The organism is Clostridium pacaense, from assembly GCF_020709765.2.
In the GTDB taxonomy this organism is placed as follows: Bacteria; Bacillota; Clostridia; order Lachnospirales; family Lachnospiraceae; genus Enterocloster; species Enterocloster hominis.
Genome location: NZ_JAJFEB020000012.1, coordinates 48,540 through 71,048, shown reverse-complemented (window position 1 = coordinate 71,048; position 22,509 = coordinate 48,540). Strand labels below are relative to the sequence as shown.

Annotated in this window: 23 protein-coding genes; 4 read left to right on the top strand and 19 right to left on the bottom strand. The window is 50.2% G+C overall.

The window, feature by feature from the left end; translation table 11 throughout:
• The first annotated feature begins 268 nt into the window (after positions 1-268).
• Complete coding sequence (locus LK536_RS48275; protein ID WP_227796420.1) at positions 269-814, top strand: AAA family ATPase; 546 nt, start codon at positions 269-271, stop codon at positions 812-814.
• 91 nt (positions 815-905) lie between these two features.
• Here the strand turns inward: LK536_RS48275 and LK536_RS48270 are convergent, their stop codons facing one another.
• The 17 genes from LK536_RS48270 to LK536_RS48190 all read right to left on the bottom strand — a co-directional run bounded on the left by LK536_RS48270 (position 906) and on the right by LK536_RS48190 (position 17,477).
• Positions 906-2,024: a mandelate racemase/muconate lactonizing enzyme family protein gene (locus LK536_RS48270; RefSeq protein ID WP_227796421.1), complete on the bottom strand. Its 1,119-nt coding sequence runs from the start codon at positions 2,022-2,024 to the stop codon at positions 906-908.
• A 39-nt stretch (positions 2,025-2,063) separates the two neighbouring features.
• The gene (locus tag LK536_RS48265; protein WP_227796422.1) at positions 2,064-3,023 is read right to left on the bottom strand and encodes a tripartite tricarboxylate transporter substrate binding protein; all 960 of its coding nucleotides are present in this window, start codon (positions 3,021-3,023) and stop codon (positions 2,064-2,066) included.
• Positions 3,024-3,051: 28 nt separating this feature from the next.
• A complete protein-coding gene (locus LK536_RS48260; RefSeq protein WP_227796462.1) occupies positions 3,052-4,542 on the bottom strand; it encodes a tripartite tricarboxylate transporter permease in 1,491 nt (496 codons plus the stop codon).
• A gap of 17 nt (positions 4,543-4,559) precedes the next feature.
• Positions 4,560-5,072 (bottom strand): tripartite tricarboxylate transporter TctB family protein, encoded by a 513-nt coding sequence (locus tag LK536_RS48255; protein ID WP_227796423.1) that lies wholly within the window; start codon positions 5,070-5,072, stop codon positions 4,560-4,562.
• 210 nt (positions 5,073-5,282) lie between these two features.
• Positions 5,283-6,005, bottom strand: coding sequence for a GntR family transcriptional regulator (locus LK536_RS48250; RefSeq protein WP_227796424.1), 723 nt, complete (start codon positions 6,003-6,005; stop codon positions 5,283-5,285).
• 157 nt (positions 6,006-6,162) lie between these two features.
• Positions 6,163-6,429: an HPr family phosphocarrier protein gene (locus LK536_RS48245; RefSeq protein ID WP_008722810.1), complete on the bottom strand. Its 267-nt coding sequence runs from the start codon at positions 6,427-6,429 to the stop codon at positions 6,163-6,165.
• A gap of 205 nt (positions 6,430-6,634) precedes the next feature.
• The gene (locus LK536_RS48240; protein WP_227796425.1) at positions 6,635-7,300 is read right to left on the bottom strand and encodes an epoxyqueuosine reductase QueH; all 666 of its coding nucleotides are present in this window, start codon (positions 7,298-7,300) and stop codon (positions 6,635-6,637) included.
• Between the two features lie 130 nt (positions 7,301-7,430).
• The gene (rpoD, locus tag LK536_RS48235; protein ID WP_007870074.1) at positions 7,431-8,576 is read right to left on the bottom strand and encodes an RNA polymerase sigma factor RpoD; all 1,146 of its coding nucleotides are present in this window, start codon (positions 8,574-8,576) and stop codon (positions 7,431-7,433) included.
• Positions 8,577-8,675: 99 nt separating this feature from the next.
• Positions 8,676-9,566 carry a diacylglycerol/lipid kinase family protein gene (locus LK536_RS48230; protein ID WP_008722807.1) on the bottom strand — a complete coding sequence of 297 codons (891 nt, stop codon included), beginning with the start codon at positions 9,564-9,566 and terminating at the stop codon, positions 8,676-8,678.
• A 40-nt stretch (positions 9,567-9,606) separates the two neighbouring features.
• The gene (gene mutY / locus LK536_RS48225) at positions 9,607-10,782 is read right to left on the bottom strand and encodes an A/G-specific adenine glycosylase (RefSeq protein WP_227796426.1); all 1,176 of its coding nucleotides are present in this window, start codon (positions 10,780-10,782) and stop codon (positions 9,607-9,609) included.
• Complete coding sequence (locus LK536_RS48220; RefSeq protein WP_227796427.1) at positions 10,769-11,749, bottom strand: biotin--[acetyl-CoA-carboxylase] ligase; 981 nt, start codon at positions 11,747-11,749, stop codon at positions 10,769-10,771. Before LK536_RS48220 ends, mutY begins: the two co-directional genes overlap by 14 nt.
• A 38-nt stretch (positions 11,750-11,787) precedes the next feature.
• Positions 11,788-12,090 (bottom strand): DUF6637 family protein, encoded by a 303-nt coding sequence (locus tag LK536_RS48215; RefSeq protein WP_008722804.1) that lies wholly within the window; start codon positions 12,088-12,090, stop codon positions 11,788-11,790.
• A 5-nt stretch (positions 12,091-12,095) separates the two neighbouring features.
• On the bottom strand, positions 12,096-13,085 hold the full coding sequence (gene argF / locus LK536_RS48210) for an ornithine carbamoyltransferase (protein WP_227796428.1): 990 nt from the start codon (positions 13,083-13,085) through the stop codon (positions 12,096-12,098).
• A 72-nt stretch (positions 13,086-13,157) separates the two neighbouring features.
• The gene (locus LK536_RS48205; protein WP_040381556.1) at positions 13,158-14,381 is read right to left on the bottom strand and encodes a patatin-like phospholipase family protein; all 1,224 of its coding nucleotides are present in this window, start codon (positions 14,379-14,381) and stop codon (positions 13,158-13,160) included.
• Positions 14,378-14,620: an NfeD family protein gene (locus LK536_RS48200; protein ID WP_227796429.1), complete on the bottom strand. Its 243-nt coding sequence runs from the start codon at positions 14,618-14,620 to the stop codon at positions 14,378-14,380. The genes LK536_RS48205 and LK536_RS48200 overlap by 4 nt, the downstream gene beginning before the upstream one ends.
• A 41-nt stretch (positions 14,621-14,661) precedes the next feature.
• Positions 14,662-15,456 (bottom strand): TrmH family RNA methyltransferase, encoded by a 795-nt coding sequence (locus tag LK536_RS48195; RefSeq protein ID WP_227796430.1) that lies wholly within the window; start codon positions 15,454-15,456, stop codon positions 14,662-14,664.
• Positions 15,457-15,497: 41 nt separating this feature from the next.
• A complete protein-coding gene (locus tag LK536_RS48190; protein WP_227796431.1) occupies positions 15,498-17,477 on the bottom strand; it encodes an NAD(+) synthase in 1,980 nt (659 codons plus the stop codon).
• A gap of 331 nt (positions 17,478-17,808) precedes the next feature.
• Here LK536_RS48190 and LK536_RS48185 point away from each other — a divergent pair, with 331 nt between their 5' ends.
• A complete protein-coding gene (locus tag LK536_RS48185) occupies positions 17,809-18,552 on the top strand; it encodes a tRNA threonylcarbamoyladenosine dehydratase (protein WP_331472207.1) in 744 nt (247 codons plus the stop codon).
• Between the two features lie 58 nt (positions 18,553-18,610).
• Here LK536_RS48185 and LK536_RS48180 read toward each other — a convergent pair whose 3' ends face one another.
• Positions 18,611-19,510: a YitT family protein gene (locus LK536_RS48180; RefSeq protein WP_008722795.1), complete on the bottom strand. Its 900-nt coding sequence runs from the start codon at positions 19,508-19,510 to the stop codon at positions 18,611-18,613.
• Positions 19,511-19,585: 75 nt separating this feature from the next.
• Positions 19,586-20,020 (bottom strand): RrF2 family transcriptional regulator, encoded by a 435-nt coding sequence (locus LK536_RS48175; RefSeq protein ID WP_008722793.1) that lies wholly within the window; start codon positions 20,018-20,020, stop codon positions 19,586-19,588.
• A gap of 197 nt (positions 20,021-20,217) precedes the next feature.
• On the opposite strand from LK536_RS48175, the gene LK536_RS48170 reads away from it, so the two are divergent.
• Positions 20,218-20,628: a desulfoferrodoxin family protein gene (locus LK536_RS48170; protein WP_081739024.1), complete on the top strand. Its 411-nt coding sequence runs from the start codon at positions 20,218-20,220 to the stop codon at positions 20,626-20,628.
• Positions 20,629-21,048: 420 nt separating this feature from the next.
• Positions 21,049-22,458 carry a spore germination protein gene (locus LK536_RS48165; protein ID WP_008722785.1) on the top strand — a complete coding sequence of 470 codons (1,410 nt, stop codon included), beginning with the start codon at positions 21,049-21,051 and terminating at the stop codon, positions 22,456-22,458.
• Positions 22,459-22,509 lie beyond the last annotated feature (51 nt).

Below are 22,509 nucleotides of genomic sequence, written 5' to 3'. Positions count from 1 at the left end.
TTTTCCTTTTGTAAACAGGTTTTTATTTTTAATTGTCAGATAATTTGATAATTTGATAGTTTTATTTTATATTATCTGTTATATTATATTTTTAAAATATAATTACCGCTTTTATACATACATATCCATCATTTCATTTTCCATGCATTTTCTGAGCATTTACCATGTTCCTTCCATCCATTTCCCACCCATCTGTGATATAATTAATGCACTACGTACATACAGAAACCTGAAATCTTGAGCATCCGTACCACAGAAAGAGGGACATATGAAAAAGCACATCCACATATTCGGCGCCTCCGGTTCAGGTACCACTACGATTGCAGAAAAAGTATGTGAACACACAGGCTACAGCCATTTTGACTCGGACAGCTATTTCTGGCTGCCCACCCAGGACCCTTTTACAGTCTCGCGCAGATATGAGGATTACGCGGCCCTGATGGACCGAGATTTAAACAGCAGCCCCCATTGGGTGCTCAGCGGTTCCGTGACCGGGTGGTATGATGAACTGGCATCTGCATTTGACCTGGTTGTATTTGTACACGTTCCCGCGGACATACGGATAGAACGGCTAAAAAGACGGGAAGCAGAGCGGTACGGCGATGCAATCCTGCCCGGAAACAGCAGGCACCAGGCCTCTGCCGAATTCATAGAGTGGGCATCCTCCTACGATTCAGGAAGCAGGTCCGGAAGAAGCCTGGCCAAACATGAGGCGTGGCTAAAAACAGTCACATGTCCTGTGCTTCGGATAGAAAACCTGGATTTGGACAGAAGCGTGGAATCCATACTTCAGGCAATGAAATGTAACTGGTAGTCAGTATCTTCCTGCATATAAAAGAGGATATCCCTGACGTTCCGACCGCGTCCAGGATATCCTCTCCTGCCTTCTTCACCCGTTAAGGAAATCAATACGGATGGAAAACATATTTCCTTATTTCTTCTTCACACAGTGAAACACCAAGACCTGGTCCCTTTGGGACTTTTACCCTGCCATTTACTACCGGATAAGTCCCCATAACGCAAGTATCCTTCATAGGATTGGCTGCATGATCATATTCCATCATAAGGGATCCGGAAGCATTCATCACCTGCATCGTTGCCGCATATCCAATTCCATTTGCCAGGAAATGCGGCGCCACATCCACACCATACTGATGCGCAAGCTGGGCAGCTTTCAGGAATTCCGTAATACCTCCGCATTTTGTCACATCCGGCTGACAGACTTTCAGCAATCCTTTTGCCAGATGACGCTCAAAGTCCAAGCCATAAAGATTTTCGCCACCAGCAATCCGCATCCCGGTTTTCCTCACCAGAACCTCCAGATCCTCCATATGATCTGCCATAAGAGGTTCCTCTACCCAGTAAAGATTAAAGGGTTCTAACAGCGGAGCCATCTCTAATGCAGTATTTAGATCCCAGCCCTGATTGACGTCCACCATCAGCAGGCAGTCAGGTCCAATCGTCTGACGCAGTAAAGCCAGGTTTCGAAGATCCTGTTTTATATCCATCCCGATTTTCAGCTTAAATGCGGTAACCCCCATTTCCAGAAAGTGTGCCGCCTGTTCCTTCACGCCTGCCGGGCCCAAGGCCGAGCAGTAAACAGAAACACTTTCGGCAGGTGATTCCAACAGCTCACAGATTGGCTTGCCTGCCACCTTGCCTTGTATATCCCAAAGGGCAATATCCAGACCGCTCAGAACCTGATGGGCAATTCCTAATCCTCCCCACTGAAGGCCGATTTGTTTGAATTTCCTGCCAATTGCCGCCCAGATTCCTTCTCGGTCCAAAGGGTCTGCACCAATCAGCATGGGCTTTAATCCCTGGTGGACCGATGCTTCTTTTTCATAATGGCTCCATTGTGGGAAATTACTGAAAATCTCCCCCAGCCCAGTGATTCCGGCATCCGTGTGCACTAAAAGGAACATTCCATTCCGATGATTCCACACACCAAGGGCGCTCTGCACGCGCTGATGACCGGTATAGGTAACACGCATACAGATAGTCTGTATATCTTTAATTTTCAACTTGTCCACTCCAATATTCTCATTTTGTATGATAAGGTATCAGTTTTCCAATATAGGCGCAATAATCTCTTCAAACCTCCCAAAGGTCTCCGCGGTCTGCTTTGCATCCAAAACCGTAGATGTGGCGCCGGTCTTTTCAACATTGTCCAGGAACTCTTGGCTGTTTGCTGCTTTCATCAGTGCATCCTGCAGGATTTTCACATCTTCTTCCTTCATGTCAGGAGGACCGAATACGCCACGAATCTGTTCTACATTAGCCTCCTCAATTCCCAATTCCGCAAACGTAGGTACATCTGGCCAGACAGATGCACGCTTATTACCCGTAACCCCCAATGGAATCAGATTTCCCGCGTCAATATGTGCCTGGCTTTCGGCAAAAGAACCGATTGCAAGGTTAGTATGGCCCCCTGCACACTGTGTACAGCAATCCGCACCCCCTCCGGTACCTGCAATGATATTAAACTTAATTCCAAGCGCATTGGCAACTGCATTAGCAATGATATTGGTCACACCTCCGGAGGAACTGGTGGCTATGGTAACCTCACCTGGATGTTCCTTGGCATAGGAAACCATTTCGTCAAAATTGGAAAAGTGTGCATTGGCAGACATTAAGATTGCTGATGCCTCTGTCTGATAAGTCATGATAGGGGTCATATCCCTAAATGAATGATCAATGGTGCCCATTAAGTTATGGGTCAGCAGCGTCAGCGTACCTTGTACAATGGTATATCCATCAGGGTCATATCCCATGATTTCCTTATAACTGACTGCTCCGGATGTCCCTGGCTTATTCAGGATATTAATTGATACACCAAGATTTTTTTCTGCTAAAGATGCCAACAGGCGCCCGGAAACATCCGCACCAGTGCCGGGGTCAAAACCAATCATGAACGTAATAGGTTTACTTGGGTAAGTATCCTGTTTCTTACAGCCTGCACAACAGCCTGCAATCAGAGCTGACATCAGGAACAATACAAACAATTTACTCTTCTTTTTCATAGTTGCCTCTCCTTTTGTATGATGAATATTATTTGTCCTGCAGTATCCTTTTTTTACACGTACTCATGCCATAACGGATTAAGGGCCAAAAGAGCATGATTACAGTGAGAAGTAAAATGGCAACTGCAATAGGTTTTGTAAAGATAAACATAAAACTTCCCTTACCTAATTGTACTGCTGAGCGGTAATTCCGCTCAATCAGGCCTCCGAGTACAGTTCCCAGTACGGTTGCAATCACAGGAAAACCGCGCTTATCAAAGATATATCCCAGAATCCCCATAAAAATCATGGTACCCACATCAAACAGACTACGTTTTACAGAATATGATCCAATAACGCAGAGCACGGCAATAATAGGAATCAGGACTTTCTGAGGTACCCTGATTACTTTCATGAATAGGCGTGCAGCCAGAAGTCCCAAAACAAGCATCAGAACTGCCGCAATCATATAGTTGGTGTATATGGAGTTTACCAAATCAGCATGATTTACAAACAGCATGGGCCCCGGAGTGATATTATTCATCATGAACGCCCCCAACATAACCGCAGTGGCGCCATCGCCAGGAACCCCAAGGGTCAGCAAAGGAACCAGTGCTCCCCCGTTTGTGCCATTGTTTGCGGATTCCGATGCTGCCACGCCACGTATATCGCCGCTTCCAAAGGTCTTATCCTTATCAACAAGCCTTTTTTCCGTATCATAAGCCACAAAACTGGCAATCGGCCCTCCTGCTCCTGGTAAAATACCAACAAAAGTCCCAATGATACCGCCACGGATTGTCGTAGGAAGAATCCTAAGCATCTGTCTTCGGGAGGGTAAAATCTTATTAACCTGTTTTACAACTTCATAGGATAAATGTGCGGACTCCGTCTGTTTCAGTACCTCACGAAAGCCAAAAAGGCCAACCAATACAGGAACCAGGGTCAGACCACCTGTCATGGAGACATTTCCAAAAGCATAACGTGCCACACCTGTCACCGGGTCGCTGCCCACAAGATTAAAACAAATCCCAATCAATCCCGCAGCCAAACCCTTGTATATGTTTTTGCCTACAATTCCGGCTATTAAGCTGAGTGAAAATACACCCACTGCAAAATATTCTGCCGGCCCGAACTCCAATGCAACAGAGCCCAGCCTGGGAGCTACAAAAATCAACACCAGCCCTGAAAGTACACCTCCAATAAAAGAGGAAATGGTTGCGATTCCCAAAGCCGTACCCGCTTCGCCTTTCTGCGCCATAGGATATCCATCCATTCCTGTCATCATGGAAGCTGGGGTCCCAGGAATATTAATCAGGATTGAGGAGATGGAACCGCCATATGTAGCCCCTACAAAAACGCCTAAAATGGCTGCCATACCCAAATCTGCCGGTAAAACATATGTAATGGGCAGAATCAGTGCAATGGACATGGTGGCTGTCAATCCTGGTATTGCACCGCAGATTATACCTAATATGGTACCACCGGTAATTATCAGGATATTCTGTATCTGAAAAGCTTCCTGCAGGCACCTATAAATCATTTCCATATCATCCCTCCCTATAGAAACATGTGCAGCGGACCGTCAGGTAAGGTCACCTTAAAGCCATAGGTAAAGACTACATAAACCACAGCCGTCACCCCCACCGAAATTACCACGGCCTTTTTAGCAGACGTCCCTAATGCATATAGCGTAATCCATAGAAATAGCGGCGTAATAATCAGGAATCCAACCGGCTTCCAAAAAAACTGATACGCAATCACCATAAGGACCATAAACAGTGAAGGTGGAATGACAGACGGTTTTGCAAACAGGCAATATCTTTTTTCTAAAAAGGTTTTTGGATATTCCGTTACAGATTCCGAAGCCTCCCTTTTCCTGCTAATTGTCCCAGTAAGAATCAACAGGATTCCCAACAAGGAAATACAGCCAGCCAAAAAATACGGAAATGCACGGGGCGAAATACCATCATTCCAATTTTTCAAACTAATGGTTCTCCCATCCACTACTAAAAAAAGAGAAAATACCAGAAGTCCAATCCCGTCCAGTATGGACGACTTACTCCATTTCATTTAACCCCCTCCTTACAATCCACTTATTAATAGACAAATGTCCTATTGTTAAATGTTGACATTTGCTGATTTGAATTCTTCCATCCATTTCACAATACCCTGAACCTGCCATCATATCACCAGCCCATAGAATCCTCCCCCTCCAATTGTTAAATGTTGACATTTGTATGTTAAAATAAATACCCCTCTGATATTTTTGTAAAAAAACATCTAACTGTTCCGGGTCACCTCCTGCATCTTATGGAAATTCATGCGGCCACTCTTATAATGTTTTTGCAGTCCTTGTTCCATTAGGGAAAGGTCCCCTGATTCAATTCCCTCCAAGATTCCCATGTGATCCCGGAAATAATTGTTCTTTACACTGCCTGCATATTTTATGTTTGTCTCCATAATGCTGCGCCGGAACCCTGAAATGGATTTCCATGCCCTTAGCAGCACAACACTCCCCGCCTTTTCCATCAGATTATCATGAAATGAATAATCATATTGATTGCTCATGATTTCAATGCCAGATTCAATACTGATGGCCAATTGCTCTAAATCATGTTTGGCAGCCGCCAGCCAGGAAGCAAATGTGGCATCATCCGGCGCATTTTTTATAATAATCCTGCAGGCCTGGGATTCTAAAAAGGTACGTAAATTTAAATAATCCTCAAAGTCGCTTTCATCAAATTTCAACACCTTAGTACGCCCGTTGCCTGGTCTGTAAACCAGACCATCTGCCTCCAGCTGGCTGATGGCTTCACGGATTGGCCCACGGCTTATATTCAGTTCCCTTGCCAGCTCAGGTTCATTCAAATGATATTCAGGAGGGTAAACACCCTCTATGATGGCTTTACGCAGATAGTTTGCCACATCATCACTTAATTTTGTTTTTATAAATTTACTTTGCACGTACTGATAACCTCTTTTGCACATTGTTAGTTTTAACAATTTTTTTATAATAATATCTTTATACTTAGTATATATTTATAAATGTAGAATGTCAACATTTTTTATTAATTATACTTTTCCTCAAAAGCCATCTACGAAAAAACAGACAGCATCCTCAAAAGATACTGTCTGCATTCTTATTCATAACATATATTAATTACATCTCACCCAGTCCGCTCTCAATTGCCTCGGTCAGGGTCTTCATAGCCTCTTCTTCGTCCTCGCCATCGCAGATCAGATTAATCTCAGTTCCGCTCTTGATACCGGCTGCCATAACATTCAGTACGCTCTTAGCGATGATTTTCTTCTCCCCACACTCAATCGTAATATCGCTCTTGAACTTCATGGCTGTCTGGGACAGGACTCCTGCTGGTCTTAAGTGTAAACCGGATGGATTAATAACTGTTAATGTTTTACTGATCATAATACACTCTCCTTATTCACTATTTTATACTCATTTGAAAGAATATCCCATGATACGGACATACTCCCAGGACACCGTCTTGCGCAATGTCTCCTATGAAAGATTCTATTACATCTGCCTGTCTATGTCAAGTTAATCGGGAAAATCCTAAGCAACTTTTTCACAATCCATAGGGTGCCTGTAACCTGCTTTCCATACGGGCGGATCAAGAACGGCCGGGCGCCTCTGCCGCCTCCCTGCGCGCCCTGGCCTCTGCCTGGGAATACACGCAGCCACAGTAATCCTGGCGGTAAAGGCCATATTCCCCTGACAGCTCCACGGAACGCTTGTATCCGTTTTTCTTCTTAAAATCAGATACCAGATATGGCACGCCATATAGGGCCGACATCCTCTGTCCGATTTCATTAAGCCTGGCTGCATTTTTCATGGGGCTGATGGAAAGGGTGGTGGTAAAATAGTCATAACCGCCTTCCTTTGCCATTACGGCAGCATGTTCCAGGCGCAGCTCAAAGCACTTAACACAGCGCTCCCCGCCCTCCGGCACCTTCTCATACCCTTTGACAGCCGCGTAAAAATCTTCCGGCACATATTCCCCTGCCATGAACCGGACCGGACCAGGAACCTTCATTTCCCCTATAAGGCGTTCCTGCTCCCTTACCCTTGCCTCATACTCCTTTTCCGGGGCAATGTTGGGATTATAGTAATACACCGTGATATCAAAGTATTGGGACAGGTATTCCAGGACATAGCTGCTGCACGGCGCACAGCAGCTGTGCAGCAGCAGGCTGGGCCTTTTCCCTTCCCGCTTAAATCCTTCCATCAGCCCTTCCATCTCTTTTTGATAATTCCGTTTCTGACCGTCCTGCGCCATCCCTGGCCTCCTTATGACTTAATCCGGTTCCGCTCCCCCGGAACACATCCAGACAAACCTGCAAAGTACGCGTACACCAGAAAAAGAGGCCGCCTGCCAAACGACCTCTCCACCCTGACCTACCTATCAATTACAGGAAATCCCTGATTCTCTTGCTTCTGACCGGATTGCGCAGCTTGCGCAATGCCTTGGCCTCAATCTGGCGGATACGCTCCCTGGTAACATTGAACTCCTTGCCCACTTCCTCCAGGGTACGGGGATGCCCGTCCTCCAGTCCGAACCTGAGTACAATGACCTGGCGCTCCCTCTCCTTAAGATCGCCCAGAAGTGCGTCGATATGCTCGCGGAGCATGACGGATTCCACGTTGCCTTCCGGCGTCACCACATTATTGTCAGCCACAAAATCGCCCAGGTTGGAATCATCCTCTTCACCAATCGGTGTCTCCAGTGATGCCGGTTCCCTGGCAATCTGCATGATTTCCATAACCTTGTCCTCGGTCATGTCCAGAGCCTCTGCCAGCTCTGTCACCGACGGCTCATAGCCAAGTTCCAGGGTAAGCTTCCTCTGCATCTTGGACATCTTATTAATCGTCTCAACCATATGCACCGGTACGCGGATGGTCCTCGCCTGATCTGCCAATGCCCTTGTAACCGACTGGCGGATCCACCATGTTGCATATGTACTTAGCTTATAACCTTTTGTATAGTCAAATTTTTCCACGCCCTTAATCAGGCCCAGATTGCCTTCCTGGACCAGATCCAGGAAACTCATCCCTCTGCCGGTATAACGCTTTGCAATGCTGACCACAAGACGTAAGTTGGCCTCGATAAGCCTCTCCTTGGCATAATCATCGCCGTCAGCCTTGCGCTGGGCCAGGTTTAATTCCTCGTCTGCCGTAAGAAGGGGCACTGTGCCGATTTCTTTGAGATACATGCGGACCGGGTCTTCTGTACCGATACCCTCCAACAGATCCACTGCATCCAGGTCGATTTCTTCCTCTTCTGCATCTTTAATGAAGCTGTCGTCGTCTAAATCCAGGTCTAAATCAATGTCATCAAGCAGAACAGTGTCCTCGGTAAGCATCGCTTCGTCCAGTACGGGAACAACGTCAATATTACGGTTCTCCAGGTAACTGTAAATTTGGTCCATCTGTTCCGGTGACAGGTTATCCCCGGTAAAAAAATCATTAATCTCCCCTGCATCCAGCGTGTTGTGCTTGGATTTTGCATGTTCGACCAGCTTTTCCAGCTTCTTTAAAAAATCGTCCTTTTCCACTGATAAACGTCCTTTCGCTTAAAGGTAAATGTGGAGACTCCCACAACTTATCATTATATACCACTCGCCACTGTATTTCAACATATTTCGACATTTTATTTATTTTTTAAGGAGTATCCGTATCCGTTCCTTTAAATTCCCAATATTTACCTCTGTCCTGGTGCCGCCGTACTCGCCGTCCAGTACCCAGTCAACGCCCCATTCCGAGGTCAGGCGGATGGACGCTGTCTTAAACTTATATACGTATTCATTGGGTTCTTCCTTCAGGAACATATAGGAAACAATATTGCTAAGGTCCACCGGGGTCCTGGGCATGCGGATGAGCAGGACCTCGAACATGCCGTCGTTAAGGGCCACGGACTGGTTCACCAGCCCCTTGAATCCCCCCACGCTCCTGGTGTTGGTCACCATCCCAAAAGCAAAGTCCTCCTCCAGCACCTGGTCATCCCATTCCACCTTCATGTGATAGGGCTTTATTCCGGCCAGGCTTTTAACCCCCTCCAGCATATAGGCCTGGTGTCCCAGCAGGTTCTTCCTGTCCTGGGAGGTAAGGTAGGACACTTCCGTAAATGCCCCAAAGGCCGCAATATACATGAAATACCTGTCATGGCAGAAGGTTCCGATATCAATGGCAAAGGGCATGCCCTCCACGATATCTGCCGCTGCCTGGGGCATCCTTTTGGGGATTTCCAGACTGGATGCAAAATCATTGGTGGAACCGGCAGGAATGTATCCCAGCATGGGGAGTTTCTTAAGCTTCATCATTCCGGTCACGGTCTCGTTCAAGGTGCCGTCCCCGCCGCTGCACACCACCACGTCCACGCGGTTGCCGTATCTGGCAACCACCTCCACCGCGTCAGACTGTTTCTGGGTCACATGGACGCGGATTTCATAGCCCGCCCTGGTGAAGATATCCAGGATTTCCATCAGATGACCTTTAATCTGCTCCTTGCCGGAACGGGGATTAAAAACAAACAGCATTTTTTTCATCCATCATTCCTCCTTTTCATTGTAACCAATTTTGACAAACTTATCCAACCAATGCCGTGTAGGCCTGAAATGCATTGGGAATGGCATAGGAGGAAGCCAGCTGTTCCCTGGAAACAAAGAACCAGTCCCCGACCGCAGCCTCATCCGCCGCACCTTTTCCCTCTTCCCGTCCACCGGGAAACACCGGATCCGCGGCAGCCTCATCCACCACCACCCTATATCCTGTCATATGCCATTCCACATGGGAAAACACATGCTTTGCAGCGGGAAGCGGGGTAACGGTCTTTATGCATCCGGGATTCATTCCCAATACCGCAGGTATCTCATCCGCATCCGGATGGCCGCAGGCATTGGGAAACTCATAAAGCCCTGCCAGAAGCCCGTTCATGGGACGCTTGTGGATTACCACCTTATCCTGATATTCTATGATGAAAACGATCCTTTCCTCGATTTTCCTCGCCTTGTTTGGAGATTTATAAGGGATTTCCTTCCACCATCCATTCCTGCGCGTCAGGCACACGGATGCCAGCGGACATTCACCGCACCTGGGTTCCCCTCCCGGGATACAGACCAAAGCCCCTATCTCAATCAGCCCCTGGTTATAGCGGCTGGCATCCCCGGAGGGCATGACGGCCTTCAGTTCCTGTTCCATCCCTGCCTTTACCGAAGCCTTCCTGATGTCCCCCCGGTCCCCCAGCACCCGCGAGATGACCCTGAGCACATTGCCGTCCACTGCCGGCATGGGAATCCCGAAGGCAATGGATGCAATAGCCCCTGCGGTGTAACTTCCGATTCCGGGAAGCTTTATCAGTTCCTCAAAGGATGCAGGAAGGCAGCCGCCGTATTCTTCCATCACCATCCGGGCCGCTGCCTTAAGGTTCCTGGCCCGGTTATAGTACCCAAGGCCTTCCCACATTTTCATAAGGTAATCATCCTCCGCTCCGGCCAGGTCCCGGACCTCAGGGAATGCTTTCATAAAACGCTCAAAATACGGCTTCACTGCCTCCACCCTGGTCTGCTGCAGCATGATTTCCGATATCCATACCCGGTAAGGCTTCGGGTCGTCCCTCCAGGGCAGGGAACGTGCCCTGCTGCCATACCAGGCCAGCAGCGGCTTTTCCATGGCCTTAAGACGTTCCTCCCTGCCAAGGGGGGCCTGCTCCCGCTCCATGACCTGGAGGCCGTCATACAAATGCGCTGTATCAAATATATCCATAAATACCTCTTACCGACACCTCCCCGGATATGACAGGCACCACCGTACCGTCCTTTTTCCTCACAAGAAGGCTTCCTTCATCGTCAATTCCCAGGGCCGTACCTTCATACTGTCCCCTGGGGTCCAACACCAGTACCTCCCGGCCCGTATTGGCCAGTTCCCTGTTATACTCCTCCTTCAGACGCGACATGTCACATGTCTCAAGGAAAATATCATAATAAGTCTCAAATGCCTCGGCCACCGCCCGGATTACAGGGCTGCGCCTGACGCTTTTTCCCAGTTCCATCTTTAAGGAAGTTGCCTTGTCACGGATTTCTTCGGGAAATTCATCAATATTGACATTAATCCCAATTCCGGTTATCACATAACGGATGGACTCATCCTCCGTGCTCATCTCCGTAAGGATCCCGCATATCTTCCTGCCTGCCAGCACGGCGTCATTGGGCCACTTAATCATAGCATCCAGCCCCGTGCTCTCCTTCACGCCCCGTACCACCGCCATTCCGGCAATCAGGGTGAGCATGGATGCATGGACAGGGGCAATGTCAGGACGCAGCACCATGCTCATCCATATTCCCACGCCCCTGGGTGATGTCCAGAGCCTGCCCCGGCGTCCTTTTCCCGAGGACTGGCTGTCAGCAACCACCAGGGTGCCGTGGGGCGCCCCTTCCTCGGCAAACTTCCTGGCCCTTGTATTGGTGGAATCCGTTTCATCAAAATATTCCAGCCTGTTCCCAATCCAGCCTGTTTTCAGTATGGATTTAAGCTCAGCCTGGGTAATCACATCCGCATCCTCCACAAGGCGGTATCCCCTGTTGCGGACAGCTTCAATTATATAACCTTCTTCCCTTAAATCATTGACGGCCTTCCACACGGCTGTGCGGGAGACCCCCAAATGCTCACATAGCTGCTGGCCGGAAAGGTAACCGCCCGTGGCCCTCAGCATGTTTAAAATCTCCGACTTCATCTGCCACCTCTTTTATGTGGGAAGGTCTGTTCCCGGTATTACGCCCAGATACTGATGGCGCTTAAGATGCCAAGGACAGCCAGTCCCACGGCCAGCGCCAGCTGCAATATGCCCTGGCGGCGTTTCTTCTTATCCCGTCCCCAGGTCTTACATTCAAATACACCGCTTACAGCGTTTAATAATGCTGCCAGCAAAAACACCAGAGGGAACAGCATATGGTTTCCCTCCGGGTTAATGAATGACAGCACGGCAAGGATTATAATCGCAATCCCCAGTATCAGGTGGGCCATGTCCAGGAATATCCCGGCATGGCGCTCACCCCTTCCTCTTTGCCCATGCATATGTGCTATTCTCCTAACGTTGCTAACATTACAGCCTTGATGGTATGCATCCTGTTCTCAGCCTCATCAAACACAACGGACTGGCTGGATTCAAATACCTCGTCTGTTACTTCCAGTTCCGATACGTTAAAGCGCGTTCCCATCTCATGGCCGATCTTGGTCTTCAGGTCATGGAAGGAAGGCAGGCAGTGGAGGAAAATGGCCTTGGGTCCGGCATTATCCATAACAGCCTTTGTCACCTTGTAGGGGGTCAGTTCCTCTATACGTTCTTCCCAAACCTCGTCCGGCTCTCCCATGGAAACCCACACGTCCGTATCTATCACATCCGCTCCCTTGGTTGCGGTCATCACATCCTCCGTCAGGGTGATGGAACCGCCGCTTTCCTTTGCAAATGCCTCACATTCCGCCACAAGTGCCTTGTCGGGGAAATACTTGGCCGGCGCACATGCAACAAAGTGCATACCCATCTTTGCGCAGGCAATCATCAGGGAGTTACCCATATTATAGCGCGCATCGCCCATATACACAAGCTTTACGCCTTTCAAATGTCCCAGGTGCTCGCGGATGGTGAGAAGGTCTGCCAGCATCTGGGTGGGATGGTCCTCATTGGTAAGGCCGTTCCACACAGGCACTCCTGCGTATTTCGCCAGCTCCTCCACAATCTCCTGGCCGAACCCGCGGTACTCAATCCCCTCATACATCCGTCCCAGGACCCTTGCGGTATCCGCGATGCTCTCCTTCTTGCCGATCTGGGAACCGGACGGGTCCAGATAGGTGGTACCCATGCCCAGGTCATGGGCCGCAACCTCAAATGCGCAACGGGTCCTGGTGCTGGTCTTCTCAAATATCAGGGCCACATTCTTTCCCTTAAGCATATCTGTCAGGACTCCCTTTTTCTTTTTCTCCTTCAATTCCGCTGAAAGGTCCAGCAGGTATGTAATCTCCTCCGGTGTATAATCTTTCAGCGTTAAAAAATGTCTTCCCTTTAAATTCATAATATCCTCCGTCTCCCACCACTGCATATGGCTGTATTTTATTAATATTTATGCATCTTTATGCATAATATACTACACCTGCGGGCTGCTGTCAAGAGTGGGAATCAATGCTTTCAGCGCAGCGCTCCCCGCTTTTCTGTGAATCAGGTTCAGAAGTTCATCCACCGTATAAATTTTAAAGCGGCTGATACGGTACTGTTTTGCCAAATCCTCCAGCAGGGAAAGATACAGTTCCCTGTAATCCCATCCGTCCTTAAGCTTCAGTTCCTTTGCCAGCTGCGGGAAAATCCTTTCCGTATACACCCGGTAGCCCGGCAGTTCACCGGACTGGGCCGTATCCCCCTGACCGCTGCGGCCTGTAGCTGGATATTCAGGCTTCAGATAGGACAAAAGGCAGGGAATCTCCGACATCATCTTATCAAAATAATAAGGTTCGCCCTCCGGCGCGTCAATATAATATACCCTGCCCGCCAGGCCGTAAAGCATGCGCTTGCCGTCAAAGTAGCCCAGCAGCATGTTCCTCCTGGCCCGTTTCCTGTCAAACTCCAATATCCCGCCAAGGTCCTGCCTGGGCGCCACATGGTACAGGTTCACGTCCTCAGGAACTTCCAGCTTTTTCTCCGTATCAATGCCGTATCCATAGATGCGCAGCACGATAATATCCTTATAGCCTTTATCTATCAGCACATCCACAGGCACGTTGTTGATACCCCCGCCGTCCATATAGTATTTGCCCCCCAGCTTTTCCTGGCGGAAACCGATTAAATATGCACTGGCCATGAGCATGTCGCCAATGGTCCCCTCCGGCGCCTCCTTTACATTGGCGATTAAAGGCTGTCGGTCTGAAAGGGAATAGGTGACCACGTAAAGCTCCCTGTCCGAGTTCCTGATTTTCTCCTCGTCCACCACATCCTCAATCAGTCCCTTTAAGGGGGCAATGTCAAATCCGCCGTCCTTGAGGATCCGTTTGATTCCTGATATAAGCTCCCCAACGTTCAGGGATGTGATGCTGGAAATCCTGCGGAGGCTGAACTTCTTAAGCCGCTCCATCATTTCATCATCCACATCCATCACCCTGGAGTAGCGGATATTTTCCCATATGCGCTCTGCCTTCTTAAAATCATCCATACAGATAAGGGCGCCGTTCAAAGCGCCCACCGAGGTGCCTGCCGCACCCTTTATCCTGATCCCGGCCTCCCGGAGGGCGCGCCATGCGCCTACCTGATAGGCGCCCTTGGCCCCGCCGCCCTCCAGTACAATGCCGTATTCCCTGTTTAAATCCAGCTGAAGTTTCATGATTTCTGCCCGTCCTTTACGTGTCTGCCCATCAAGAATGCCACTGGCCGTATAAGAATCAGCGTAAGGAATGATACTGCCACAAACCCCGCCAGCTGCTGTTCCATGGAACCGCCCGTAAGGGCCACTGCAAAGGCCCCCAGCGCACCCACTGCAAACCACAGCGAGGTAAGGCAGCAAAATACTATCTCCACGCCCATGAACACCAGAAATGATACAAGCCATCCAAGTGATGCCATGCATTGTCCTCCTTCCTGTGGGCGTCTATGGCATAGCCGGCCTACCCTTTCCGGTTCCTGCGCTGTCTTGCAGCCTCAAACATGAGGACGGACGCGGCAACCGCCGCATTCAGGGATTCCACCCTGCCCGCCATCGGAATCTTCACATAGCAGTCAGCCATGGCCGCTGTCCCGTCTGTCAGCCCGCCTGCCTCGTTGCCGATCAAAAAGCCCACATTGTCAGTATAATCTTCCTGGTCATAATTATTCATTCCCTTTAAATGAGCCGCAAACAGACGCACACCGTTGTCTTTCATGGTCTGGCATGCCTGGCGGATATCATCCACACAGACAAACGGCATCCTGCATATGGACCCCATGGTGGAACGGATGACTTTGGGATTATAGATGTCCGTGGTTTCACGGTTCATCACGATTCCTGTAATGCCGGCGCCTTCCGCGGCCCTTACGATGGTTCCGAGGTTTCCGGGATCCTGAATGGTTTCCAGAACCATGATTGCCAGCTTTCCATTCCGGGGAGCCTTCAGTATATCCTCCAGCGTGTATGTTTTCTGTCTGGCCACGGCCAGAACGCCCTGGGGTGTCTGGGTATCTGCCATCACTTTCATGACCACATCCGTTACTATCTCAAACCGGAATCCGTCCATCCACTTACGGTTCTCCCGGTCGCCTGCAAAACCTTCTGTTACATAGAGGATTTCCGTGTCCTTTATCGAAAGCTCCCGGCACATGCGCAGTCCTTCCGCCACATACACGCCTTCCTCCCTGCGCGCCTTTGCCCTGTTCCTCAAATTCACCACACGCTTTACCTGTTTATTGGCCGTGCTGTTTATCATAATTTTTCTCCTGTATCTGTTATTTCCTGATCATCCACGCTCTAGCCCAATTTCTCCAGCTCCTCCAGCCAAAGCCTGCTGCATGCATCGCTGGGCATACGCAGGTCCCCTCTGGGGGACACTGCCACAGAACCCACCTTGGGTCCGTCCGGCAGGCAGGAACGCTTAAACTGCTGGCTGAAAAATCTCCGGTAGAATACCTTCATCCACTTCAGTATGATTCCATTGTCATACTGTCCCCTGAATGCCTGTACCGCCATGCGGTAGATTTTGGACGGGGCATAGCCGTACCGCAGGATATAATATAAATAGAAGTCATGAAGCTCATAAGGCCCGACCAGATCCTCTGTCTTCTGGGAAATCTTTCCGTCCTCAGGCGGCAGCAACTCCGGGCTGACCGGGGTGTCCAGCACATCCAAAAGCACATCTGCCAGTTCTTCCTCCCTGCAGGTATCCGCGTAGTAGCGGACCAGGTGGCGCACCAGTGTCTTTGGCACGGACGCATTCACACCGTACATGGACATATGGTCGCCGTTGTAGGTGGCCCAGCCCAGCGCCAGTTCCGACATGTCCCCGGTACCGATCACAAGCCCTCCCACCTGGTTGGCAATATCCATAAGGACCTGGGTCCTTTCCCTGGCCTGGCTGTTCTCATAGGTCACGTCGTGGTTGTCCATGTCCTGTCCGATATCCGTAAAATGCTGGCTCACGGCCTGGCGGATATTGATTTCCCTAAGTTCAGCCCCAACCTTGGCCGCCATGGCGCAGGCGTTGTTGTAGGTCCGGTCCGTGGTCCCAAAGCACGGCATGGTGATGCAGTGGATATTGGTCCGCGGTAATTTAAGCGCGTCAAAGGCCCGGACAGTCACAAGCAGGGCCAGCGTGGAATCCAGGCCGCCGGAAAGGCCCACCACCGCGTGCTGGCTGCCCGTATGCTCCAGACGCTTTTTAAGCCCCATGGCCTGGATGGACAGGATTTCCTCACAGCGGCGGCTGCGCTGTCTCTCATCCCCCGGCACAAAGGGAGCCGGGTCAATGAAGCGCAGGACATCCCTGGCGGATTCTTTCAGGCCGTCTGCCTGGGCGGTCTGGGCGTTTGTATTGACAGCGCTGTCAAGGGACAGTTCAAAATCCACAATCATGTATCCGCCCTCCCTGCGGGCTTCTTCCGGGGCAGGAAAGGTGCTCATGCGCCTGCGCTCGCTGTCCAGGCGCTCCATATCCAGGTCGGCACAGATGCTTTCATTGGTAAACCGCCTGGATTCCACCAGACAGGTGCCATTCTCAGCAATTATGTTCTGGCCGCCGAATACCAGGTCCTGGGTGGACTCGCCTTCGCCTGCATTGGCATAGACATAGCCGCATACAAGCCTGGCGGACTGGCTGCAGATCAGTTCATGGCGGTACACGTCCTTGCCCGTTGTCTCATCGCTGGCGGAACAGTTGACAATAACGGTTGCGCCTGCCAGTGAGTGGCGGATGCTGGGCGGGCAGGGTACCCATACGTCCTCGCAGATCTCCGCCGCGATTGTAAGGTTCCTGAGATTACTGCACCGGAAGAGAAGATTCATGCCCATAGGGACCTGTCCGCCTTCCCATGATACGAATACCGGGCGCTCATTGCCAGGACAGAAATGGCGGGCTTCGTAAAATTCCGAATAATTGGGAAGGTTCTTCTTGGGGATGATGCCCAGGAGCTTCCCTCTGTGGATGGCTGCGGCTGCGTTGTAGAGCTTGCCGTCCCGCTCCCAGGGCATACCGATGAATGCCAGGATATCCTTATCCCTGCTGGCTTTGATGATGCGGGAAAGCTGTTCCCTGGCCTTTGCAAGCAGGGATGTCTGGAAAAACAGGTCGCTGCAGGTATAGGCCGTAAGGCAGAGCTCCGGGAATACCATGAGTTTCACGCCCCTGCTTGCGCCCTGGTTGATTAGTTCTATAATCTGCTGTGCATTATATTCCGGGTCAGCTACCTTGACTTTGGGAGTGACTGCTGCTGCCCTGATGAATCCGTCTTTCATGTTTTGGCCTCCGTGTTTTTTTGTGGGGTAGGCGCTTTGGTTTTTAGGGGTACCGGGTCCGCTGGTCCGCCATGCACCCCGATTCCGCTGCGCTCCATCGGGGTCGCGGGCTTCGCCCTCTAAAATAAGCCAAAATAGGATTTCTTTATGTGCAGGCACAACAGAAATCCTATTTTGCCTTATCTTGCATGGCTCATTGCCTACGCGGACATTATACCATAATTTTTTCCCTCAAGATACCCCCTATTCTTGCCTGTTGGAAGACAATTACATTTACTTTTTTCCTCATATGAGGTACAATTTTTGAAAATATGCTGTTTTTAGGAGTGATATGATGATAAATGAATTTTCCAGAACTGAGATGCTTCTAGGCGGGGATGGCATGGGACGGCTCAGGGATTCTGCTGTTGTTGTTTTTGGTATCGGCGGGGTTGGGTCACATGCGGCGGAGGCTTTGGCCAGGTGCGGGGTCGGCTGCCTGGTGCTGGTTGATAACGATGTGGTTTCGCTTACCAACATCAACCGGCAGAGCATTGCCCTCCACAGTACCATCGGACGCCCGAAGACACTTGTGATGAAGGAGAAAATCGCTGACATGTGCCCGGACACCCTGGTGATTACCAGCGAACAGTTCGTGCTCCCCCATAACCTGGACGCGCTCTTTGAGTCCATCATGGAACAGCTCCCTCCTTCCAAGTCCATTGCCTGCATCCTGGACGCCATCGACACCGTAACAGCCAAGCTGGCCCTGGCATCCTATGCCCGGGAACACGGCATCCCCATCATCGCTTCCATGGGCACCGGCAATAAACTCCATCCGGAGCTGCTCCGCATATCCGATATCTCGGCCACCTCCGTCTGCCCCCTGTGCCGTATCATGCGTAAGGAGTTAAAGGCCAGGGACATCAGGAACCTGAAGGTCTGCTGGTCCCCGGAACAGCCCCTGACACCCGGGCCATCCGGGGAGGATACAGGCAGCCGCCGCGCAACCCCCGGAAGCATATCCTTTGTGCCTCCTGTGGCCGGTCTTCTGATGGCAGGGGAAATTGTCCGGGATATATGCGGGATTTCATGACCCCCATCCGCCAGACGGCAGGATATGTTTCAAAATCCATTCCGGCGTCAGGGCGCCCCTACTCAAGGGGCGCCCTGTAAAACCTTCCCACAAACTGCTGGGTCCTCAGCACGTTGATGATTACGTGCTCATCCGCGCCCTGCATCACATGGATGGCGTCATTTACCTCATACGCGGAAAGGACCGTGTTCAACAGATACATTTTCTTCTTACTATAACCTCCCATCGCCTCCACACAGGACATGCCGTGGCGGAAATGCCCGATATATGCCTCCACCACCTCAGGCCCTTTCATGGTCGTGACCTGAAGGGTGACCAGTTCATATCTGTGGTGGAACGCGGATATCATCCTGGTGGAAATGAACTGGAAGATGATGGAATACCCCGCATGCTTCCAGCCAAATATGGCGCCGTAAAAGCAGTACATCACCGCATTGCCAAAGAATACATAGCTCCAGATGGACTGCCCTGTCCTGTTGGATACAAAAAGGGCAATAAAATCAGTGCCCCCGCTGGAAGCATTGCCCCTGAGGGCAATCACGATGGCACATCCAAAAATAACCCCGCCGAATATCACATTAAGCACTTCGTCGGTAAATATGGGCGTAAAGTTAAATACCTGCAGGAAAATACTGCTTAAAAATACCTGCACCAGGGAAAACACAGTGAATCTTATGCTGATTCCCTTACAGCACATAAGGGCCACCGGAATATTCAGGGCTACCATGGTTATCTGCATGGGGATGTCCACTCCCCACAGTCCTCCCAGGCGCTCCACCAGCATGGCAATACCGGTAAATCCTCCGGAGATGATGCCCGCCGGGCGGACAAACACCTGGAGGGCATAGGTCTGTATCAGCGCTGAAATGATCACAGCCGCCAGTGTGATGCCAAGTCTTACCCGCCTGTCCTTTTTCCATTTATTAATGAAGTCCGAACTACGTCTGATCCATTTCATAAGGTTCTCCCGCTCCCATTATCTGCCTTTATTTTATCCCCTCTCCCTGATGACCAGGCCATATCCCCATCACCATCAAATCACATAATTATCCTTCATGTTCCTGCGCCACTGCACCAGGTCCTCCAGCGTATAACGGTCCACAACGCCGCTGATAGCCTCGTCCAGCTCCCTCCACAGCCTGAGGGTCACACAGTCCATCTGCCTTGTGCAGGGATTCTCGCCGCCGCTCAGGCAGTCCACGGGCGCCAGGCTTCCCTCGGTCACCCTGAGTATCATTCCCACCGTGTATTCTGCTGCCGGCTTAGCCAGATAATAACCGCCCTGGTTCCCGCGGATGCTGCGCACATAACCGGCCCTGGACAGGATGGAGATGATCTGCTCCAGGTATTTGCCGGAAATCCCCTGGCGGTTTGCTATATCCTTAATCTTAACCGGCTCCCCGTCCCCGTGTATGGCCAGGTCCACCATGGTGCGCAGGGCATAACGTCCTTTTGTTGATACTAACATGTATATTCACGTCCTTTTGGTTTAGTGTTTGTAGATGCGGTGAAAATTATCCATATATGATTATCATACTATTCCTGTAGGAAATATGTCAATAGAAACTTATCCCATGTATGAATAGACCGGCACCATTTCAGGGAAACATAAGCATGTTGATACAGAACATATTGCATGACTGAAATTCAGAATGGAGGATTGACATGAAAACAGACTTGAACCAGGAACCTGTATTTCTCACTGATAAGAACCGCATCGTGGTGTTAGAAGCCCTGTGCAGCGCCCCGAATGCAGCCCTTCCCGATACCTGCAGGCCATTTGAAGTACTGGAGCCGGTCATGGCGGAAGGCGCCAGCGAAAAACATCTTCCGGTGGTGGAGACAGAGGGGCTTCACGTAACCGTGAAGGTGGGTGAGATATTCCATCCCATGGACGGCGGACACAACATCGGCTGGGTCTGCCTGGTCACAAAGGCCGGATGCACCATGCGCGTCTGCTTAACCCCGTCCTGTGAACCGGTGGCGCACTTTACATTGGAAAAAGGAGATTCGCCCAGGGCCGCTTACGCCTACTGCAACCTTCATGGATTATGGAAAACGGAAATCCAGGCTTAAGGCGGACCTGAACGGGAAGCCAGGCTTAAGGCGGATCCGAACGGGAAGCCTTGGATAAATCCGGCATATAAGACCGGATAAACAAAAAAAGGGAGCTGCCCTTCCCCCACAGAAGGCAGCTCTCAGTCACGATCAAAACCGTCACACTATTAGTTTATCTGGCATCCCCATACCAAACAAAAACCCGTAAGGCACTCCTTTGTGCTTCTTACATGGACACTATACCACCCTTTCCATGATTTGTCAACGATTTTTGTGCACATTAGCAAAAAGCGTTCCCCTGTCAGCTTCTTTTTATATAAATTTCTCCCATTTGTCTTTACTCTAAAGACAAATGTACTTATGTATAATAACATTTACTCAGTGCATACTAACTTTATGCAATTTTTTCATCTGAAGTCGCGCAGAAAGGAATAAACAATGGAATTTTCCCAAAATTTAAAAGACAATATCACCCACCTTCACGAAAAGCTGAATGTCCAGACAAATTTTGATGTGGTATACCGTATTGTCCACATCGGAGGCCGCGAGGCCTGCCTGTATTTTATAGATGGATTTACGAAGGATGATTCCCTCTTAAAAATCCTCCAGGTCTTCTCCACCATTAAGCCGGAGGACATGCCAAAGGACGCCCACGCCTTCTCCAAACAGTATGTCCCATATGGGGAAATCGGCCTGCTGTCCAATGAAACGGACATGATTACCCAGCTTCTGTCCGGCGTATCCTGTCTGTTTATTGACGGCTTTGACAAATGTATCACCATCGACTGCCGCACCTACCCTTCCAGGGGGGTAAGCGAGCCTGAGAAGGATAAGGTCATGCGTGGTTCCAGGGACGGCTTTGTGGAAACCCTGATTTTCAACACAGCCCTGATCCGCCGCCGTATCCGCGACCCAAAGCTTACCATGGAAATCATGTCCGCAGGCGAAAGCTCCCACACCGACATCGCCATCTGCTATATGGAAAACCGGGTGGATAAACAGCTTCTGAAGAAAATAAAGGACCGGATTAAGGACCTGAAGGTGGATGCCCTGACCATGAACCAGGAAAGTCTGGCAGAGTGCATTTTCCCGTATAAATGGTTCAATCCATTTCCCAAGTTTAAATTTTCAGAGCGCCCGGACACGGCCGCCGCATCGGTCCTGGAGGGAAATATCATCATACTGGTGGACAACTCCCCTTCAGCCATGATCCTTCCCTCCTCCGTGTTCGACATCATCGAGGAGGCGGATGACTACTACTTCCCGCCTGTAACAGGAACCTACCTGCGTTTATCCAGGATGACCATCTCCGTCCTGGCCCTGATGCTGACCCCCACATGGCTCCTGTTCATGCAGAATCCTGCCTATATCCCGGACTGGCTGGCATTCATACGCGTGTCCGACCCACTGAACGTGCCCCTTATATGGCAGCTGCTCATACTGGAATTTGCCATTGACGGCCTGCGGCTGGCAGCGGTGAATACCCCCAGCATGCTGACCACCCCGCTGAGTGTGATTGCAGGTATCGTGCTTGGGGAATATGCGGTGAAATCCGGATGGTTTAACAGTGAGACCATGCTGTACATGGCATTCGTGACGATTGCCAATTATTCCCAGGCCAGTTTTGAACTGGGCTATGCCATGAAGTTCATGCGTGTAATCATATTGATACTGACCGCGGTCTTTAATGTATGGGGATATATCATCGGCACGGTAATCGCCATCTGCGCCATTGTATTTAACAAGACCATTGCAGGAAAGAGTTATGTGTACCCCCTGATTCCCTTCAGTCTTAACGAGTTAAGGAAACGGTTCCTCAGGGGCCGTCTCCCCCACACTGAGAAATAGGAATCCTGCGGCAGGAAAAAGCACCGCCATACTTGTATACAGGTATGGCGG

Bases quoted from the DNA above. Each gene is read 5' to 3' on its own strand.
- LK536_RS48275 (WP_227796420.1), top strand. From the start codon at position 269: ATGAAAAAGCACATCCACATATTCGGCGCCTCCGGTTCAGGTACCACT.
- LK536_RS48265 (WP_227796422.1), bottom strand. From the start codon at position 3,023: ATGAAAAAGAAGAGTAAATTGTTTGTATTGTTCCTGATGTCAGCTCTG.
- LK536_RS48260 (WP_227796462.1), bottom strand. From the start codon at position 4,542: ATGATTTATAGGTGCCTGCAGGAAGCTTTTCAGATACAGAATATCCTG.
- LK536_RS48255 (WP_227796423.1), bottom strand. From the start codon at position 5,072: ATGAAATGGAGTAAGTCGTCCATACTGGACGGGATTGGACTTCTGGTA.
- LK536_RS48245 (WP_008722810.1), bottom strand. From the start codon at position 6,429: ATGATCAGTAAAACATTAACAGTTATTAATCCATCCGGTTTACACTTA.
- LK536_RS48240 (WP_227796425.1), bottom strand. From the start codon at position 7,300: ATGGCGCAGGACGGTCAGAAACGGAATTATCAAAAAGAGATGGAAGGG.
- LK536_RS48230 (WP_008722807.1), bottom strand. From the start codon at position 9,566: ATGAAAAAAATGCTGTTTGTTTTTAATCCCCGTTCCGGCAAGGAGCAG.
- mutY (WP_227796426.1), bottom strand. From the start codon at position 10,782: ATGGATATATTTGATACAGCGCATTTGTATGACGGCCTCCAGGTCATG.
- LK536_RS48220 (WP_227796427.1), bottom strand. From the start codon at position 11,749: ATGAAGTCGGAGATTTTAAACATGCTGAGGGCCACGGGCGGTTACCTT.
- LK536_RS48215 (WP_008722804.1), bottom strand. From the start codon at position 12,090: ATGCATGGGCAAAGAGGAAGGGGTGAGCGCCATGCCGGGATATTCCTG.
- argF (WP_227796428.1), bottom strand. From the start codon at position 13,085: ATGAATTTAAAGGGAAGACATTTTTTAACGCTGAAAGATTATACACCG.
- LK536_RS48205 (WP_040381556.1), bottom strand. From the start codon at position 14,381: ATGAAACTTCAGCTGGATTTAAACAGGGAATACGGCATTGTACTGGAG.
- LK536_RS48200 (WP_227796429.1), bottom strand. From the start codon at position 14,620: ATGGCATCACTTGGATGGCTTGTATCATTTCTGGTGTTCATGGGCGTG.
- LK536_RS48195 (WP_227796430.1), bottom strand. From the start codon at position 15,456: ATGATAAACAGCACGGCCAATAAACAGGTAAAGCGTGTGGTGAATTTG.
- LK536_RS48190 (WP_227796431.1), bottom strand. From the start codon at position 17,477: ATGAAAGACGGATTCATCAGGGCAGCAGCAGTCACTCCCAAAGTCAAG.
- LK536_RS48185 (WP_331472207.1), top strand. From the start codon at position 17,809: ATGATGATAAATGAATTTTCCAGAACTGAGATGCTTCTAGGCGGGGAT.
- LK536_RS48180 (WP_008722795.1), bottom strand. From the start codon at position 19,510: ATGAAATGGATCAGACGTAGTTCGGACTTCATTAATAAATGGAAAAAG.
- LK536_RS48175 (WP_008722793.1), bottom strand. From the start codon at position 20,020: ATGTTAGTATCAACAAAAGGACGTTATGCCCTGCGCACCATGGTGGAC.
- LK536_RS48170 (WP_081739024.1), top strand. From the start codon at position 20,218: ATGAAAACAGACTTGAACCAGGAACCTGTATTTCTCACTGATAAGAAC.
- LK536_RS48165 (WP_008722785.1), top strand. From the start codon at position 21,049: ATGGAATTTTCCCAAAATTTAAAAGACAATATCACCCACCTTCACGAA.